The 17,627-nt window shown below is 72.0% G+C and carries 20 protein-coding genes; 12 read left to right on the forward strand and 8 right to left on the reverse strand.

What is annotated here, in order from left to right; genetic code table 11:
- A partial coding sequence (locus VF289_RS14205; protein WP_330884558.1) for a LacI family DNA-binding transcriptional regulator occupies window positions 1-289 on the reverse strand: 289 nt, incomplete at its 3' end.
- A 173-nt stretch (window positions 290-462) separates the two neighbouring features.
- Between VF289_RS14205 and VF289_RS14210 the strand changes: the two genes are divergently transcribed.
- From VF289_RS14210 to VF289_RS14220, 3 genes are all read left to right on the forward strand, one after another.
- Complete coding sequence (locus VF289_RS14210) at window positions 463-1,899, forward strand: tagaturonate epimerase family protein (RefSeq protein ID WP_330884559.1); 1,437 nt, start codon at window positions 463-465, stop codon at window positions 1,897-1,899.
- A 66-nt stretch (window positions 1,900-1,965) separates the two neighbouring features.
- Window positions 1,966-2,988, forward strand: coding sequence for a YdcF family protein (locus VF289_RS14215; protein ID WP_330884560.1), 1,023 nt, complete (start codon window positions 1,966-1,968; stop codon window positions 2,986-2,988).
- An 88-nt stretch (window positions 2,989-3,076) separates the two neighbouring features.
- Entirely contained in the window at window positions 3,077-4,093 is a 1,017-nt protein-coding gene (locus VF289_RS14220) for a YdcF family protein (RefSeq protein ID WP_330884561.1), read from the forward strand.
- A 48-nt stretch (window positions 4,094-4,141) separates the two neighbouring features.
- Here VF289_RS14220 and VF289_RS14225 read toward each other — a convergent pair whose 3' ends face one another.
- Both VF289_RS14225 and VF289_RS14230 read right to left on the reverse strand, forming a co-directional pair.
- A complete protein-coding gene (locus tag VF289_RS14225) occupies window positions 4,142-4,759 on the reverse strand; it encodes a biotin transporter BioY (protein ID WP_330884562.1) in 618 nt (205 codons plus the stop codon).
- A 71-nt stretch (window positions 4,760-4,830) separates the two neighbouring features.
- Complete coding sequence (locus VF289_RS14230; protein WP_330884563.1) at window positions 4,831-5,550, reverse strand: M50 family metallopeptidase; 720 nt, start codon at window positions 5,548-5,550, stop codon at window positions 4,831-4,833.
- Between the two features lie 121 nt (window positions 5,551-5,671).
- Here VF289_RS14230 and VF289_RS14235 point away from each other — a divergent pair, with 121 nt between their 5' ends.
- Window positions 5,672-7,984 carry a family 78 glycoside hydrolase catalytic domain gene (locus VF289_RS14235; protein ID WP_330884564.1) on the forward strand — a complete coding sequence of 771 codons (2,313 nt, stop codon included), beginning with the start codon at window positions 5,672-5,674 and terminating at the stop codon, window positions 7,982-7,984.
- Window positions 7,985-8,111: 127 nt separating this feature from the next.
- On the opposite strand, the gene VF289_RS14240 is transcribed toward VF289_RS14235, so the two are convergent.
- From VF289_RS14240 to VF289_RS14250, 3 genes are all read right to left on the reverse strand, one after another.
- Complete coding sequence (locus VF289_RS14240) at window positions 8,112-8,315, reverse strand: cold-shock protein (RefSeq protein ID WP_330884565.1); 204 nt, start codon at window positions 8,313-8,315, stop codon at window positions 8,112-8,114.
- A 479-nt stretch (window positions 8,316-8,794) separates the two neighbouring features.
- Window positions 8,795-9,016: a helix-turn-helix transcriptional regulator gene (locus VF289_RS14245; protein WP_330884566.1), complete on the reverse strand. Its 222-nt coding sequence runs from the start codon at window positions 9,014-9,016 to the stop codon at window positions 8,795-8,797.
- Entirely contained in the window at window positions 9,017-9,529 is a 513-nt protein-coding gene (locus VF289_RS14250; RefSeq protein ID WP_330884567.1) for a DUF2975 domain-containing protein, read from the reverse strand.
- A 163-nt stretch (window positions 9,530-9,692) separates the two neighbouring features.
- Between VF289_RS14250 and VF289_RS14255 the strand changes: the two genes are divergently transcribed.
- The 4 genes from VF289_RS14255 to VF289_RS14270 all read left to right on the forward strand — a co-directional run bounded on the left by VF289_RS14255 (window position 9,693) and on the right by VF289_RS14270 (window position 11,499).
- Complete coding sequence (locus VF289_RS14255) at window positions 9,693-10,139, forward strand: MarR family winged helix-turn-helix transcriptional regulator (protein WP_330884568.1); 447 nt, start codon at window positions 9,693-9,695, stop codon at window positions 10,137-10,139.
- Window positions 10,140-10,204: 65 nt separating this feature from the next.
- Entirely contained in the window at window positions 10,205-10,627 is a 423-nt protein-coding gene (locus VF289_RS14260) for an organic hydroperoxide resistance protein (protein WP_330884569.1), read from the forward strand.
- A 117-nt stretch (window positions 10,628-10,744) separates the two neighbouring features.
- Window positions 10,745-11,056, forward strand: coding sequence for a putative quinol monooxygenase (locus VF289_RS14265; protein ID WP_330884570.1), 312 nt, complete (start codon window positions 10,745-10,747; stop codon window positions 11,054-11,056).
- Between the two features lie 74 nt (window positions 11,057-11,130).
- Window positions 11,131-11,499 (forward strand): helix-turn-helix transcriptional regulator, encoded by a 369-nt coding sequence (locus VF289_RS14270; protein WP_330884571.1) that lies wholly within the window; start codon window positions 11,131-11,133, stop codon window positions 11,497-11,499.
- On the opposite strand, the gene VF289_RS14275 is transcribed toward VF289_RS14270, so the two are convergent.
- Window positions 11,480-12,079, reverse strand: coding sequence for an ATP-dependent Clp protease proteolytic subunit (locus tag VF289_RS14275; protein ID WP_330884572.1), 600 nt, complete (start codon window positions 12,077-12,079; stop codon window positions 11,480-11,482). The two genes, VF289_RS14270 and VF289_RS14275, sit on opposite strands and share 20 nt — an antisense overlap.
- A complete protein-coding gene (locus tag VF289_RS14280; RefSeq protein ID WP_330884573.1) occupies window positions 12,076-12,702 on the reverse strand; it encodes a ClpP family protease in 627 nt (208 codons plus the stop codon). The genes VF289_RS14275 and VF289_RS14280 overlap by 4 nt, the downstream gene beginning before the upstream one ends.
- Before the next feature lie 164 nt (window positions 12,703-12,866).
- On the opposite strand from VF289_RS14280, the gene VF289_RS14285 reads away from it, so the two are divergent.
- The 4 genes from VF289_RS14285 to VF289_RS14300 all read left to right on the forward strand — a co-directional run bounded on the left by VF289_RS14285 (window position 12,867) and on the right by VF289_RS14300 (window position 17,421).
- Window positions 12,867-13,595, forward strand: a complete 729-nt coding sequence (locus tag VF289_RS14285; protein ID WP_330884574.1) for a TVP38/TMEM64 family protein — start codon at window positions 12,867-12,869, stop codon at window positions 13,593-13,595.
- Window positions 13,596-13,764: 169 nt separating this feature from the next.
- Window positions 13,765-15,876: a PTS sugar transporter subunit IIA gene (locus VF289_RS14290; RefSeq protein ID WP_330884575.1), complete on the forward strand. Its 2,112-nt coding sequence runs from the start codon at window positions 13,765-13,767 to the stop codon at window positions 15,874-15,876.
- Between the two features lie 7 nt (window positions 15,877-15,883).
- On the forward strand, window positions 15,884-17,026 hold the full coding sequence (locus VF289_RS14295) for a mannitol-1-phosphate 5-dehydrogenase (RefSeq protein WP_330884576.1): 1,143 nt from the start codon (window positions 15,884-15,886) through the stop codon (window positions 17,024-17,026).
- Between the two features lie 122 nt (window positions 17,027-17,148).
- On the forward strand, window positions 17,149-17,421 hold the full coding sequence (locus tag VF289_RS14300; RefSeq protein ID WP_330884577.1) for an HPr family phosphocarrier protein: 273 nt from the start codon (window positions 17,149-17,151) through the stop codon (window positions 17,419-17,421).
- The last annotated feature ends 206 nt before the right edge of the window (window positions 17,422-17,627 follow it).

Consider the following 17,627-nt stretch of genomic DNA (forward strand, 5'->3'; position numbering starts at 1 on the left):
CGGTGATCAGCAGCTGCGCCCCGAGCTGGTGCGCCCGAGCCTGCGCTCCCTTGAGCACGGCGGGGAAGAAGGGGTTCTCGAGGTCCGGGACGATCACGCCGTACACCCCGGCTCGGCCCGTGATGAGGGCACGGGCGGTGCGGTTCGCGGTGTAGCCGAGCTCGGCCGCCGCACGGCGCACCGCCTCCCGGGCCTCATCGCTCACCATCTCCGGCCGCTGGAAGGCGCGCGAGGCCGTCGCCACCGAGACCCCGGCCCGTCCGGCCACGTCCTTGAGCCTCACCGTCATCGACATCCCTCCCCGCACCGCACCGCACCGCAACTGTTGCAGTCCCTGAGAGCATTCTACGGTACGGAAACCCCTTCCCAGCAGGCCACATCTATGCAATCGTTTACGTCGATTGCTGATGGGTGCCCGTCGGGGCCGCGGACGTCCCCCACCCATCCGGAACGGAGAGAGTGATGACCCTGCGCCACGACGCCCTCACGGCGAGCATCCGCTACGACGGCTCGGCCCGCTCCCTGCGGGTGGACGCGACGACGCCGCAGGCACTGACCGGCTTCGAGGGCACGACCTCCCTCGCCGGGGACGGTCATGTGCTGACCGGTCCGCTCTCCACTGCCAACGCCGCGGCGCTGCAGGCGGCCTTCCCGGCCCTGCGCCCGCAGAGGATCGGCGGCCACCGCACCTCCGTCGGCACCGGCGACCGCACGGGCCTGGCGACCCCCGGTCAGGCGCGCGCCTTCGCCGAGCAGGGCGCCGGCGTCATGCCCGTCCTCGCCCAGCAGTCGATCCGGGAGATGGACCGCCTGGGCCGCAGTGCCCGGTCGGTGATGGACGATGCGATCTTCGGCCTGGTCGAAGCGGGGTGGGAGGGCGGCTTCGGCGCCGACTGTGACCACATCAAGACCACCGAGGGCATCGACCGCGGCCTCGAGGCGGGCTTCGTGATGTTCACCCTGGACCCGGGCGACCTGGTCGCCGATGTCACCGCGGGCGTCACCGCGGCCGATGCCGAGGCGCTGCCCTGGGACCAGCTCGAGGACTCCCTGGCGGACCTCAAGGCGCGCTATGTGGGCATGACCCTGGACGTCGGCCACAGCCAGATCGAGGTCACCGAGCAGGACGTCCTCACCGCCGCCGTGAAGTACGGCCGCGCCGTGGTGGAGGCGATGCGGCTGTACCGCCACGTCACCGAGAACGCGCAGCACGAGATCGAGATCGAGTTCGCCGTCGACGAGACCGCATGGCTGACCACCTTCTTCGAGCACTTCTACCTGGCCTCGGAGCTCACGCGCCTGGGCGCGAGCTGGTTCAGCTTCGCCCCGCGCTACGTGGACGGCTTCGAGAAGGGCCTGGACTTCCTGGGCGACGCCGAGGAGCTGCGCCGGAACCTCGAGGCGCACCATGCGATCGCCGAGCAGTTCGGCGGCTACAAGATCTCCCTGCACTCGGGCTCCGACAAGTTCTCGATCTACCCCCTGTGCGTCGAGGCCACCCAGGGCCTGGTGCACCTGAAGACCTCGGGCACCAGCTACCTGTGCGGGGTCGAGATCGTCGCCGAGCACGACCCGGAGCTGTTCTCGCGCATCTGGGACATCTCCCGCGCCTCGTACGTCCGGGCCCGGGCGAGCTACCAGGTCTCCGCCGAGGAGGACCGCACCCCGACCTCCCTTGCCGGGGTGGACCTGGCGGAGCTGATCCGCTCGGACGACGCCCGCCAGATCCTCCACGTGGGATACGGCGACTCCCTCAACGGGACCGACGATTCCGGTGACCCGATCCACGACCGCTTCCTCGACGTGGTCGCGGCGCACCAGGGGCAGCACGGCGACATCCTCGCCGCCCATCTCGGCAAGCACGTCGCCCCCTTCCAGGCGGTGGCCGCCCGGGCCTGACCTGTCCTCCCGCCGAGCGCGCCGGCCATGACAGGATGAGCCGTCGCGCGAGGTGAGGAGGGCTGGATGCCGGCAGCAGGGATCCTGTCGATCGGCCTCCTGGCCGTGCTGGCGGCGCTGGGAGCGGCGTCCCATCGGCTGATCGCGCGCCGGGACCCGCGTCGGCTGCGCACCGGGGTGCTCCTGCTGCTCACGGTCCTGGCGCTCCTCGCCCTCGTCCTCGCCCTGCCGGGCCGCTCGGTGCCCTCGGCGCTGCTGCTGGCGGTCTGGGGCCTGAGCCTGGGCGGGACGCTCATTCTCGGAGCGACCGTGCTGGTCGGCGCGGTGGTCATCTCGCCCCGTGACGCCCGTCCGGGAGGGCGCCTGCTCTCCGGTCTCGGCGGGATCGCGCTGCTGGCCGCGCCCGCTCTGATCCCCGCGCTCCCGGGCCTCGGGAGTCCCGTCGGCCCCGCGCTCTCGGTGGTCGCCGGAGTGCTCGCGATGCACCTGGGGCTCGGCTTCCTGATCGTCCTCGGCGCCGCCGTCCCCTACCGCCTGCGGCCGTCGCGCCTGCGCAGCGGCGGGATCATCGTGCTCGGCTCGACGCTGCAGGAGGGGCGGGTCGGACCGCTGCTGCGAGGACGGCTCGAGCGCGCGGCCGCCGAACGGGAGCGCCTGCTCGCCCACGGGATCGATCCTCTGCTGGTGCCCTCGGGCGGCAAGGGGGACGAGCACTCCCCGCACGAGGCCGCGGTGATGGCGGCCCATCTCGTCGAGGTGCTCGGCGTCCCCGCCGAGCGGGTGCGGGCCGAGATCGCCGCGCGCACCACCGTGGAGAACCTGATCTTCTCCCACCGGCTCCTCCACGACGCTGGGCACGACGGCCCCTCTCTCGTCGTCACCAGCGGCTATCACGCCTTCCGGGCCGCGCTGCTGGCGCGCGACCTGGGGTTCGGGGACGCAGTCGTCGGCGGGCCGACGGCTCTGCGCTATCTCCCGACCGCGATCCTGCGGGAGTTCGTGCTGCTCCTCGGGCGGCGGCTGCGCTGGGTCCTCGCCGCGCTGCCCGTGTCGATCGCGGCCGTGGGGCTGCTGGTGGGCCTGCTCTGAGAGCCCTCACGGCCCGTCGTCGTGGTCCACCTCGTCACGCTCCCGCTCTGTGCGAGGATGGAACGGCGCGAGGGACGAGGAGCTGTGCATGCTGGGAGCGCTGATCGGGACCGCCTTCTGGTGGGGGCTGTACGTGCTGGTCTTCCGCCGCGACCGTCGGCGGGTGCGCAATGGCGTGCTCCTGCTGGTCGCGCTCTACTCGAGCCTGTCCACCCTCGCACTGCTCGTGGAGACCACCCTCCCCCTCGGCGATCTGCTGGTCCTGGCCGTGGTGATGCTCGAGGTGCTGGGGCTGATCGGGCTCGGGATGTTCCTGGTGTGGAACGGCCTGACCATGGTGCGCAAGGAGGGACGGAGTCTGGGGAACCTGCTCTCCGGGCTCGCGGGACTGTTCCTGCTGGCCTCCCCCGTGGTGGCCGGCGCGCTGATGCTGACCCTCCACCCCGTCGGGCTCGGCGCCGGGGCGCTGCTGGCGCTGCTCGCCCTCCACCTGGGACTCGCCTTCGCCGTGTTCCTGTGCGCTTCGATCCCCTACCAGCTGTTCCCTCGCAAGCTGCTCACCGAGGGCATCATCGTCCACGGTGCGGGCCTGGTCCGAGGGAAGGTCTCCCCGCTGCTGCGCCGCCGTCTCGACTGCGCCGTCGCGGAGCGCGAGCGGCTGCTCGCGCGGGGTCTCGATCCGCTGCTCGTCCCCTCCGGGGGGCAGGGCGCGGACGAGCCGCGATCCGAGGGGGCGGCGATGGCCGAGCATCTGATCGAGGAGACCGGGATCCCCGCGGAATGCGTCCGTGCGGAGACCGCCTCCCGGACCACGCAGGAGAACCTCACCTTCTCCCACCGGATCCTCGAGGACGCCGGGATCCCGGGGCCGTACCTCGTCGCGACCAGCCGGTATCACGCCTTTCGCGCGGCCCTGCTGGCCCGATCGCTCGGATTCGCCGATGAGGCAGTGGGCGGACCCACCGCCTTCTACTACGTCCCGAGCGCGACGCTGCGGGAGTTCATCGCGGTCCTGTCGTACCGCCGGTGGTGGTTCGCGATGTCCTTCCTGCCGGCGCTGGGCCTCGTCGCCCTGCTGGTGCGGGTGGCGACGCTGTACGCCTGAAGCGCTGCGGGGGCCGGAGGGGTCGCTGCGCCGCGAGTCCCTGCGCGCTCAGCGGCGCTCGTCGAGGGCGCGCACCGCGCGCCAGGCGGCGGGGACCAGCACCGCGGCGAGAGCGGCCTTGACCAGGCCGCCGGGGAGGAAGGGCCACAGCCCCGCGGCGAGCACGCCGCCCAGTCCCAGCTCGGCCCCCATCACGGCGTTCAGGATCATCGCCAGGTACGGCACACCGACCAGGAAGGGCACCGCGCTGGCGGCGACGAAGCCGGCCAGGGCGAGCAGGGGGCGGCGGTCCCAGGCGCGCTCGGCGACCCACCCGGCGACGAAGGCCGCCGGCACGAAGCCGAGCAGGAAGCCGAAGCTCGGCGAGAGCACGGAGGCGGGCCCGCCGGTGAACTCGGCGAACACCGGGGCGCCTGCGAGCCCCACGAGCAGGTAGGTGAGCAGCGCCGCCGCGCCGCGGCGGGAGCCCAGCGCCGCGCCGACGAGGATCACGCCGAGGGTCTGACCGGTGATCGGCACCAGCGGCAGCGGGATGGTGAGCTGGGCGAGGAGGGCGACGACGCCCGCACCGGCCAGCACGAGCCCGGCGTCCTGGACACGCGTGCGATGGGGGGCCAGGGCATCGGCCAGGACAGGGCGGCGGGCCGGGACGGCGATCGCGGACATGGGGCTCCTCGGGGACGGGGACCGGACGGGAACCAGGGTAGCCCCGACGGGAGCGGGTGCAGAACCTCTGCTCAGAGCAGACCGGTCAGCAGCGGGGCCAGTGCCGACCACGCCCACCAGGTGCAGGCCGCGAGCACCGCCGCGAAGGAGAGGATCCATGCCCAGCCCGGCAGCGGGGTCAGCGTCGCCAGCTGGGCGGGATCATCGCTGCGGCCGCCGCCGCTGATCACCGCGCCGAGGTGCCGCCAGGCGCCCAGCAGCAGGAACACCCCGCCGGCGAGGGTGAGCAGGGCGGTGAGCGCCGGGCCGCCCCACCACCACAGGGCACCCACCGCCGCAGCGGTGGCGAGCACCGCCACGACGGTGTGCAGGGAGCGGGTGAAGACGAGCGAGAGCACCAGCACCACGAGTGCCGCGAACAGCGCGGTGCTGGCCCATCCGTGCAGGGAGATCTGCACCAGCACGGCGCCCACCAGCGCCGGGGCGGGGTAGCCGGCCCAGGTGGAGGCGACCCGGCCGATCCCCCGCCGGGGGCCGACGGTCACGGCATGTCCCGACATGTCCGCGCTCACCACGAAGCCAGTGAAGCGGCGCCCCATCAGGATCCCCACGGTCGCGTGTCCGAGCTCGTGGACGATGGTCACCGCGAGGCGGGCGAGCCGCCAGACCGGGGGCACCGCCACGACGGCGACCGCGGCCAGGAGCGCGATCAGCAGCCACCAGCCCGCCGCCGGAGCGGCGTCGGGCAGGAGCCGCTGCGTGATCTCGCGGCCGAGGGTGCTCAGATCCATCCCGCCATGGTGACAGGCGCGGCCCGGAGCCCGCTGTGAGCGTGGCGCGCCGTCGGCGGGGACGGGCCCGTGCCAGACTGTGCGGACTTGTCGACGCTGACCGAAGGACCTGGTGACAGGCATGCCGGAGATCGACCCCGCCCTCGCCCGCTGGATCACCGCGCCCGGCGAGGATCCGCAGGATCCGCTGCTGCGGCTGTCCTTCACCCTCGACTCTCCCCCGGTCTCGGCCCGGCTGCTGGTGACGGGGCTGGGCACCTTCCGAGCTCATGTCAACGGCGCCGAGGTGAGCCCGTCCCGACTGGATCCGGGGCTCACCGATCCCCGCCACCGGGTGCAGGTGTGCGAGCACGACGTCGCCACGCTGCTCCGCGGCGGGGAGAACGTCCTGGCCATCGAGCTGGGACGGGGCTTCCACGCGATGACGACGCCGAACGTGTGGCGCTGGCACCTGGCGCCCTGGCGGGGTCCGGTGCGGGCCTGGTCCCATCTGCGCATCGAGCTCGCCGACGGCACCGTGCGCGCCGTCGCCACCGGGGCGGACTGGCGCACCCGCCCCGGGCCCGTGACCTTCGACTCGATGTACGAGGGTGAGAGCTTCGAGCCCGTCGAGGATCCCGCGGCATGGAAGCTGCCGGGCTACGACGCGAGCGGCTGGGATCCGGTGCTGGTGGACCGGCCCGGCGGCGGGTCTCGCCGCGGACGTCGGGCCCCGGAGCCGCGCATGCAGCTCCAGGGGCAGGAGCCGGTGGTCGAGCAGGGCGAGATCGTCCCGCAGGTCGTCTCCTCCTCCCCGCAGCGGGTGGTGCTGGACATGGGCCGGGTGATCGCCGGCTGGTGCCGCTTCTCGCTCGCCGACCAGGTGCCCGGCACGGCGGCGCCGCTGGAGTTCGTGGCCCGGCACGCGGAGAAGCTGCGGGCCGACGGGACCGTCGAGGACGAGAACGAGCACCTCCGCACCGACCGCTTCCAGGAGGACCGGGTGCGGCTGGAGCCGGGCTTCGCCCGCTCCTTCGCACCACGGCACAGCTACAAGGGGTTCCGCTACGTGCAGCTCGAGCGCATCGGCGGCGACCTCGCCTCGCTCGAGGTGACCGGGATCCCCGCCTGGGCGGACCTGCGCGAGGTGAGCGTGCTGCGCTCCTCGGAGGCGTACCTCGAGCAGTTCGACGCGGCGATGCGGGCCTCCCTGCGCAACAACATGCACCACGTCCCCACCGATTCCCCGAGCCAGGAGAAGAACGGCTGGACCGGGGACGCCCTGACGGCGCTCGCGGCGATGACCACGATCGACGACATGCGCCGGATGCTCGGCAAATGGGTCGTGGACCAGGTGGACGGGCAGCGACCCGACGGCTCCCTCGCGGTGATCTCCCCGACCCCGGACTGGGGCTACGAGGAGCTGTCCCCCGCACCGGAGTGGACCTGCCTGCTGCCGACCCTGCTGGACGAGCTGGCCACCGAGTACGGCCAGCGGGAGCCGGTCGCCGAGCACGGCGCGGCCGCGGCGGACCACCTGGCCCATGAGCTCGGCAGACGGGACGAGGACGGCCTGATCTCCGGGGTCCTCGGCGACTACCTCAGCCCCGGCAGCCCCGGCCCCGCACCGGAGGACAAGCGGCTCTCGGCCACCCTGAGCGTGGCCCGTGCCCTGCGCTCGCTCGCCCACGCGGTGGACCTCGCGACGGTCGCGGGAGGCTCCCGGGATGCCGACCCGTGGACCTCGAGCGGGCAGGAGATCCCCGGCGTCCCGGCCCCGCAGTCGCTGCGCGCCGAGGCGCTCGCCCTCGAGGAGGCGGTCAACGCCGTCTTCCTGGACCCGGAGCAGGGACGATATCGCGATCCCGGGACGCCGGACTCCGCGCCGCTGCGCCAGACCAGCAACCTGCTGCCGCTGGCCTTCGGCATCGTGCCCGCCGAGCACGTCGAGGCGGTGGTGTCGCATCTCGTCGAGGACATCACCGCCCGCGGCGGCCATCACGACTGCGGGCATCTCGGGGTGCGCCATCTGCTGCCTGTGCTCTCCACGCATGGCCAGGGAGCGCTCGCCTGGAGAGTGCTGACCGCGCCCGGCGCGCCCGGCTGGCGGGACTGGCTGGAGGCGGGGAATGCGACGTTCATGGAGATGTGGGAGGCCCCGCGCTCGTGCTCCCACTACTTCATGGGCACCCCGGTCACCTGGATCCATGAGCATGTGGTGGGGCTGCGTCGCGGCCCCGACGGATGGCGGGAGTTCGTCGTCGCACCGGATCCTGATGTCCCCGTCGCCAGCATCTCCCTGACCCGGCAGACAGATCTCGGGGAGATCGTGGTCGAGGTGGACCGGCAGGAGCGGACCCTGGAGGTCGTGGTGCCGGAGGGGTCCAGAGCACAGCTCGTGCTGCCGGGCCTCGCCACGACGGTCGGGCCCGGGCGGCATGCCGTGGCCTGGTGACCGCCGGCCTGACCGACGCCGGCCCGGTGGACGTCGACCGGGCATGACAGCGCCCGCCGGGTCCGGCGTGAGCCGGGCCCGACGGGCGCAGAGATCATGCGGTCGCTCCGGGGAGCGACCGGAGCACTCAGATGCCGCGGATGTTCACAGCCTGCAGGCCCTTGGGGCCCTGCTCGGTCTCGAACTCCACGCGCTGGTTCTCCTCGAGGTCGCGACGGCCGGTGCCGGCGATGGCGCTGAAGTGCGCGAACACATCGGCGGAGCCGTCCTCGGGGGCGATGAAGCCGTAGCCCTTGTCGGAGTTGAACCAGGTGACGATGCCAGTAGCCATGGCGATATTCCTTCGTAGTCGTGAACCACATTCGTGGCCCGGGTATCCGTGACGACGGCGCCGCCGCGGATGGGGTGCTCCCCCGACGTCACGACGACCGATGAGGTCGCCGCGGCCGTGCAGGGGTGCGGGTGCGGCCACTGGGGCCGCCTGAGCCGCGGCCGACGACAGGACGTCGCCGATACGGCCGATCATGGGGCCCGAAGGCCGTGGGGATCCCTCCGGCGAGCGCGGCGCGGGTGCCGTCGGCTCGGAGCCGTGAAGGAGTGGGGAGCTCAGCGGTGAGCGCGAGCGGGTGGTCGTACGGGGCAGTGCGGAGGAGGTGATGTAGTCCCATTTTCGTCGGAAGTGCTGCGCGACCATGGTGGGTCGCCTCCGGGGAGGCATCCTGCGCCGTGCACTGTGAAGCCTACGGCATCCGACGGGCTGCTCGGGACGCGATGTGACCCACGGGACGATTCCGAGGCACCTCAGGCCTCTCACCTGGGCGCCTGCTCCGCAGACTCCCAGCGCAGCAGGTCCCCCGGCTGACAGTCGAGCACCTCGCACAGGGCTTCCAGGGTCGAGAAGCGCACCGCCTTGGCGCGGCCGTTCTTGAGCACCGCGAGGTTCGCCGGCGTGATGCCCACCCGCTCGGCGAGCACGCCGACGGGCATCTTCCTGCGGGCGAGCATGACGTCGATGTCCACCACGATCGGCATTCAGATCACCTCGTCCAGCTCCGCCTGCAGGCTGGTGGCGCGGTCCTGCGCCGCGGTGGCCTGCACCAGCAGCTGTCGCTGCACGGAGATCACCATCGCCACCCCGGCGATCACCAGGGAGGCTCCGCAGATCATGCCGATCAGCCCGGGGGCCAGCTCGTCCCCGGGCGTCAGGCGATTGACGATCGAGGCGAAGACGGCCAGGGCGAACAGCAGCAGCGACTCTCCTGCGACGGCTGCGATGATCCGATCCACGTGACGGAACGCCGTCGGCGAGAACACCCGCCCGCGACGCACCAGGGTGAGCAGGCGCAGGATGCTCGCTCCCACGACCTGGAGGCCGAGCACTCCCAGCACCAGCACAGCGGCGACCGTGACGACTGCCGCCGGCGGCGCCCCCGACTCATGCATCTCCCAGCACACCAGCGGCACGAAGCCCAGCTGGATCACCAGGGAGCAGAGCAGCGAGATCCAGATGATGACGCGCAGGATCTGCACCGGCACGATGCCCATGACGACCTCTCCTCTCGACGAACATGCAGAATCTATCGCCTTTCGATAGATCCCGACACGTCCGCGTCACGCACGACCCCTGGTCGTGCATGACTGCGTCGTGCCCACGAAGGGTGCGGCCAGTCAGGTTGTGCACGATTGAATTGTGTGCAACTGTTCTTCCATGGCGATCGTCGACGACATGGTGTGCTTCTCCCTCTACTCCGCGGCCCGGGCGACGACCCGGGCCTACGCCGAGCAGCTCGAGCCCTGGGGCCTGACCTATCCCCAGTACCTCGTGCTCGTGGTGCTGTGGACCGAGGGCGAGCAGACGGTCGGCGAGCTGGGCCGGATGCTCCAGCTGGACTCCGGCACCCTCTCGCCGCTGCTGCGCCGCATGGAGGACAGACAGCTCCTCGCGCGGCACAGGAGTGGCCGGGACCAGCGGGTCGTCACGGTCGACACGACGGAGCACGGCGACGCGCTGCGCGGCGAGCTCGCCCACCTCCCTGCGGTGATCGCCCAGGCCACGGGCCTGCCCGACGAGGCCTCGGCCCGGGAGCTGATCGACACCCTGCGCCGTCTGGCCACCGCGATGTCCGCCGCGCCTCCGGCCGGAGCGCCCGCATAGACCTCCCCCTGAACGACACCTCCCGCTGAACGACCTTGCAGTCCACCCCGATGACAGGAGACCCCATGGAAACGCTCTACACCGCCGAAGCACTGTCCACCGGCGCCGGCCGCGCCGGCCGCGTCACCACCCCCGACGGCCACCTCGACCTCACGATGGCCCCGCCCCGGGAGATGGGCGGCTCCGGGGACGGCGCCAACCCCGAGCTGCTCTTCGCCGCGGGCTATGCCGCCTGCTTCCACTCCGCGCTCCAGGGCGTGGCGCGGTCCCGCAAGCTCGCGATCAGCGAGTCGAGCGTCGGGAGCCGAGTCTCGATCGGCCCCGACGGCGACGGCGGCTACCAGCTCGCCGTCGTCCTCGAGGTCGTGCTCCCCGGTCTCCCCCAGGACCAGGCGCAGGAGCTCGCCGACGCGGCCCACCAGGTCTGCCCGTACTCGAACGCCACCCGCGGGAACATCGAGGTCACCGTCCAGGTCAGCGACGACTGAGCCGCACCGGGCGCGCCGCGTCGGCCGCCCTCGCTCCGTGGCCGACCGGCGCGCGGCAGGATCGCGTCGCATAGGGTGACGGCGACCTCCAGCCCGTCACGTCACCAGGAGCCCCCCATGACCGTCGTCGTCACCGCCGTGTTCTACCCCAAGCCCGGCAAGAAGCAGGAGCTGGCCGAGGCCATGCGTCGCGGCATCGAAGCCGTCCACACCGAGGACGGCTGCGAGCTCTACGCGATCCACGACGCCGAGGACGGCACCATCGTGATGATCGAGAAGTGGACCAGCGTCGAGGCGCTCGACGCCCACGGCGACAGCGACCAGGTGAAGGTGCTGCGCGCGGACGTCGCCGACCTCGTCGAGAAGCCCGGCCTGGTCACCCGCATGACCCCGCTCCCCCGCGGCACGGAGGCCCAGGGCGCGCTCTGAGCCGGCCGAGCACGGCTCTTCCGCTCACAGCAGAGGCTCCGGCGAGTTCATCGGCGGCGGCGTACCGTCGTCCCATGACCCCGCTGGAGCCGCTGCTGCGAGAGCTGATCGGTCAGGCGCTGCGCCGTCGCCGTCTGGAGCACGGTCGCACCCTGGCCGATGTCTCCGCGCGGGCGGGGATGAGCATGCAGCATCTCTCCGACGTCGAGCGCGGCCGCAAGGACGCCTCCAGCGAGATCCTCGCCGCGATCTGCGGTGCGCTCGGCACCGGCGTCGCCGAGCTGATGGCGGACGCGGCGCGGCCGGCGACCCGGCCTGTCGTCCTGGATCTCACCCGTCGGCCGCGCCCGCAGGACCGCCAGCAGGACCGCCAGCAGGCCCACGAGCTCGCGGCGCCCTCCCGCGCCCCCGCCCGCGGCGCGGTCAGCCTCTCGGCCGCCTGAGCAGGACCTCGTCGGCCAGTCCGTACTCGACGGCCGCCGCCGCATCGAGCACCCGCTCCCGTTCGAGGTCGTGGCGCACCCGCTCCCGTGGCCGGCCGGTGACCTCTGCGAGCAGCTGCTCGATCTGGCCTCGTATCCGCTCCACCTCCTCGGTCGCGAGGATCAGGTCCGGGATCGCACCTCGCCCGCTGGCCTCGAGCGGTCTCAGCACCACCCGCGCATGGGGCAGCACGGCCCGCATCCCCGGGGTCCCTGCGCCCAGCAGCAGCGCCGGCCCCGCGACCACCTGGCCCACGCAGGTCACGGCGATCGGGCAGCGCACGTAGGCGAGCGCGTCGTGGATCGCGAGCACGGACTGCGCATCCCCTCCCTCCGAGTTCAGGTAGATCTGGATCGGCGCCTCGTGGGACTCGTGCTCCAGGTGCAGGGCCTGGGCGATCACGGTGTTCGCGACGCCGTCATCCACCCCGGTGCCGAGGTAGATGATCCGGTCGCTGAGCAGTCGGGAGAAGATGTCCGTCGTCCGCTCGCCGCCGCCGGTGGTGCGCTCGATGACGCTGGGGATCGTGTACGTGCTCATCGGCCGAGCCCCGTGCGAGCCCCGGCCGACCACAGCGGGAGGATCTCCGCCGGGTCGCTGACGATGCGGTCGCAGAAGCCGTACCCGACGGCGTCCTCGGCGGACCAGAACCGGTCCCGCTCGGAGTCGCGGGCGATCCGCTCGCGGCTCTGCCCGGTGCGCTCGGCGGTGATGTCGATGAGCAGGTCGCGGCTCGTGCGCAGGTCCTCGGCCTGGATCTCGATGTCGGCCGCCGAGCCCCCGAAGCCGGCCGAGCCCTGGTGCATGAGCACCCGTCCGTGCGGGAGGATGCTCCGCTTGCCGGGGGTGCCGTGGGTGAGCAGGTACTGGCCGGCGCTGTAGGCCATGCCGAGGGCCACGGTGCGCACGTCGCAGGGCACGAGGTCCATGAGGTCTCCGATCGCGAGCATCGCGGGCACCAGCCCGCCGGGCGAGCTGATCAGCAGGGTGATGTCGCTGCCGGGGTCCTCGGCCGCCAGGAGCAGCAGCCCGGCGCTGAGCCGGGCGCCGTTGTCCTGATCGAGCTCCCGGTCCAGCAGCAGGACCCGCTGGTGGAGCAGGCCGAGATCGATGCGGTCCACGAGGGCGGTGGTGGGTGGGACGGGCGGTGAGGTGGTGGTCATGCACCGAGTCTTCGCCGACGGGGCCGCGTGGCACCAGGATCTCCGCTCCCTGCTGATCAGCGCTGGGCTGATCAGCACTGGGCGGAGGAGGAGCGTCGGACGCCGGAGGGAGGGGTGCGCGGTGCCGGAGGAGCGGCCGGCGCCGGGTGGGAGACTTGCCTGCGATGACCCGCACACCGATGCCCGAGACCACCGCCGCCTCCCCACACCGGGACAGCACGCCGTGGGGCTCGATCCTGCGCAACGTGCTGCTGGTGCTGGCTCTGCTGGCGATGACCTGGCTGGCCCTGAACGTGCGCCTGCCTTCGCTGGAGACCCTGCAGGCGCGCATCGCGGACCTCGGCCCGTGGGGTCCGCTCTTCTTCATCGCGCTGTACGCGCTGGTGGCCGTGACCCCGATCCCCGTCACCATCATGGCGGTCGCCGCCGGGATGATCTTCGGTCTCCCCATCGGCACGATCCTGTCCATGGCGGGCGTGGTGCTCGGCTGCCTCGGCGGCTACGGGATCGCCCGCGGCCTGGGCCGGGAGACGGTGATGCGGCTGCTCGGCTCCCATGCGGAGGTGGTCGAGCAGCGGCTCGAGGGCGGCGGCTTCTACGCCGTGTGCACTCTGCGGCTGATGCCGGGCATCCCGTACTGGCCGGTGAACTACGGCAGCGGGGCGCTGGGGATCACCGCCCGCGACTACCTCGTCGCCACCGCGCTCTCGGCCCTGCCGGGCCAGGTCTCCCTGATCGCGATCGGTGCGTTCATCGCCGATCCGTCACTGGTCAACGGGCTCGCAGTGGTGATCTCGTGGATCGTGGTGATCACCCTGACGGTGCTCGCGTACCGACGCTGGCGCGCCGCCCGCTCCTCGCAGGGCGACCCGGAGGACACCTCGCACGGCTGATCCGGGCCGACGGCACGATCACGCTGACCACAGGTAGACTTCCGTCACGCCGACGGAGCATCTCCACTGCACGACGCCGGGGATCGCCCCGCACGGCGGCAGCGCGTCGCCCGACGCGTGCCGTCCCCTCCGGAGCTCGTGGTGCTCCGGCCGTCCCCGAGGATGTCGCATGAGCACAACGACCGAGGCGCGCAGCGGGTTCAGCCCGCGCGTGGCGCTGCAGAAGGTCGGCACCTCCCTGTCGAACATGGTGATGCCGAACATCCCCGCGCTGATCGCGTGGGGCATCCTGACTGCGTTCTTCATCGAGAAGGGGTGGACGCCGAACGCCCCGCTCGAGAGCGCCGTCGGCCCGATGATCCACTATTTGCTGCCGCTGCTCATCGCGAACACCGGCGGCCGCATGGTCTACGAGGCGCGCGGCGCCGTCGTCGGCGTGATCGCGACGATGGGTGTGATCGCCGGATCGGACTGGCTGATCGCCCAGGAGAACGCCGCGGAGCTCGAGAAGTGGCTCGCCGCCGGCAACGCGGAGTCCGCCTTCGAGGCCCTGCCGGAGGTTCACATGTTCATCGGCGCGATGATCATGGCGCCGCTGGCGGCCTGGGTGATGAAGAAGCTCGACCGGCTGTGGCAGGACCACATCCCGGCCGGCTTCGAGATGCTCGTGAACATGTTCTCGGCCGGCATCGTCGGGTTCCTGCTGCTCGCGGCGGGCTTCTTCGGCCTCGCCCCGCTGGTGAACGGTCTGATGACCCTGCTCGCGAACGGGGTCGCGGGCCTCGTGAACGCCGGTCTGCTCCCCCTGGTCTCCCTGCTCATCGAGCCTGCGAAGGTCTTTTTCCTCAACAACGCCATCAACCACGGCGTGCTGACCCCGCTGGGGATCTCCGACGCCGCGGTCAACGGCAAGTCCGTCCTCTTCCTGCTCGAGTCGAACCCCGGCCCGGGCGTGGGAATCCTGCTCGCCTACACGATCTTCGGGAGGGGCGCCGCACGCGCTTCCGCACCGGGCGCCGCGATCATCCAGTTCTTCGGCGGCATCCACGAGATCTATTTCCCGTACGTGCTCATGAAGCCGCTGCTGATCCTCGCCGCGATCGGCGGAGGTATGACCGGGGTGGCCGTCAATGCGGCCTTCGGCACCGGCCTCATCTCTCCGGCGGCCCCCGGCTCGATCATCGCGATCTTCGGCGTCGCCGCGCGTGACTCCTACCTCGGCATCGCCCTCGCGGTCGCAGCAGCCGCCGTGGTGAGCTTCGTGCTCTCCGCAGTGATCCTCAAGATCGGCAAGCAGGACGACGGCGACATCGCCGCCGCCACCGCCAGGATGGAGCAGATGAAGGGCAAGAAGTCCTCCGTCGCCGGCGCCCTGACCGGCGCGGGTGCGGCAGGTGCCGGCGCTGCGGCCGTGGCCGACGAGTCCGGGCACACCGGACCGATCCAGCGCATCGTCTTCGCCTGCGACGCGGGCATGGGCTCCTCCGCCATGGGTGCGACCGTGCTGCGCAAGAAGGTCCGCGCGGCGGGCTTCGACGACGTCGAGGTCACCAACAAGGCCATCTCGAGCCTCTCCGACGAATGGGACGTGGTGGTGACCCAGGAGGAGCTCACCGACCGCGCCCGCCAGCGCACCGGCTCCGCCGTGCACGTGAGCGTGGACCAGTTCATGAACTCCCCGCGCTACGACGAGGTCGTGGAGCTGGTGGGACAGCGCAATGCTCCGGACGCCGCTGCGGAGACCGGGCCGACGACCGACTCCGGGGCGGCGGCCGCGGGTGCGGGTGCGGGTGCGGCCGCGGGTGCGGGAGCCTCCACCACCGACACCAGCACCGACAGCGCAGGGTCGCCCCAGATCCTCGCCCCCGACAGCATCGTCCTGACCGGCACCGCCTCCGACTCCGCCTCCGGCATCGACGAGGCGGGCGCGCTGCTGGTCGCGGCCGGAGCAGTCGACCAGGGCTACGTCGAGGCGATGCATGCGCGCGAGGCGACGGTCTCCACGTTCATGGGCAACGGCCTGGCCATCCCCCACGGCACCAATGATGCGAAGTCCACGATCAAGCGCTCGGCGATGTCCTTCGTGCGCTACCCGGACGGCATCGACTGGAACGGCAATCCCACCACGTTCGTGATCGGGATCGCCGGGGTCGGCAACGAGCATCTCGAGCTGCTCCAGAAGGTCGCGATGACCTTCTCCGATCCCGCTCAGGTCGAGCGCCTCGAGCAGGCGGGCTCGGCCGAGGAGATCCTGGCCATCTTCCGCGACGAGAAGGAGTGAGCAGAGCATGAAGGCAGTGCATTTCGGAGCCGGGAACATCGGCCGCGGCTTCGTGGGGCTGCTGCTCCACGAGGCCGGCTACGAGCTGGTCTTCGCGGACGTCGCCGGCGCCCTCATCGAGCAGCTCCAGCAGGCGGACTCCTACGAGGTCCTCACCGTCGGCCGGAACCCCACCCGGACCGTCGTGGACGGGTTCTCCGCGATCAACTCGGCGCAGGACCCCGACGCCCTCACCGCGCAGATCGCCGAGGCGGACGTGGTCACCACCGCCGTCGGGGCCCACATCCTGCGCTTCGTCGCGCCGAACATCGCCGCCGGCATCGCGGCCCGACCCGCCGATGCCCCCCGCATCGCGGTGATGGCGTGCGAGAACGCGCTGAACGCGACCGACCTGCTGGAGCAGGAGATCCGCGCGAACTATCCGGGCGAGGATCTCGACGCCAAGGCGCTGTTCTCCAACACCGCTGTGGATCGGATCGTCCCGGTCCAGGCGGAGGGCGCAGGCCTGGACGTCACCGTCGAGGACTTCCATGAGTGGGCCGTCGAGCGCGGCCCCTTCGCGGGCCAGGAGCCCGACGTCCCGGGGATCACCTGGGTCGACGAGCTCGGACCGTACATCGAGCGGAAGCTGTTCACGGTGAACACGGGCCATGCGACCACCGCCTGGCACGGCTGGACGGCGGGTCACGAGAAGATCGCCGAGGCCATCGCCGATCCGGCGGTCGCCGCGGAGGTCGAGAAGGTGCTCGCCGAGACCTCCTCCCTGCTGGTGGCCAAGCACGGCTTCCCCGAGGAGGAGATGGCCTCGTACCGCACCAAGGTGCTGGGCCGCTTCGCGAACGCCTCGCTGCCGGACCCGGTCGAGCGGGTGGGGCGGGCGCCGCTGCGCAAGCTCTCCCGCAATGAGCGGATCATCTCTCCGGCGGCCGAGCTCGCGGAGCGCGGGCTGGGGCACGAGGGTCTGCTGGCCTCGTTCGCCGCCGCGCTCGCCTTCACCCCGGAGGGGGACGAGGAGGTGGACCGGCTGCAGGAGCTGCTGCGCACGGCCGACGCCGACGCCGCCGCCGCCGAGATCACGGGCCTGGAGGCCTCGCATCCGCTGTTCGCCGCGGTCCGCGAGGCCGTTGCGGCCCGCCGGTCGGGGCTCTGAGAAGTCCCGCTCCCCCGGTGCACCCCGGTATATTCCACTGGGTCACTGCACACCTCCCGGCGCGGACTCCCGCGCCTCCCGCCGTCGCGATCCGCGCGTCGGCCCGTCGAAAGGCATCCACCATGGCAGAGCGCACCGTCAAGATCGCCAGCGCCTCCGGGCTCCATGCCCGCCCGGCCGGCATCTTCGCGCAGGCCGCCGCCGAGCAGCCCGCGACCGTCACCATCGAGAAGACCGGCGGCAACGCGGTCCAGGCCTCGAGCATGCTCATGCTCATGACCCTGGGCGCCGGCCACGGCGACGAGGTCACCCTGCGCGCCGAGGGCGAGGGCGCCGACGAGTCGGTGGCCGCCCTGGCAGATCTCCTGGAGAAGGATCTCGACGCGGACGCCTGAGCCCATCGGGCACCGCACGGCCCCGCGCCCGATGCCCGCTCCGGCCCCGCGCCCGGGCACCACAGAGTTGATCGACGAAATGTTCCATCCCCTGGAACTTTTCGTCGATCAACTCGGTTCGGGCCACGGCGGGGACGCCAGACCGGCCGCCGCGCCGCGGTGATTGGGGCGGAGGCAGGCCCGGGCAGTCCCTGGCGGGGCCGGGC

The organism is Brachybacterium sp. (genome assembly GCF_036379615.1).
In the GTDB taxonomy this organism is placed as follows: Bacteria; Actinomycetota; Actinomycetes; order Actinomycetales; family Dermabacteraceae; genus Brachybacterium.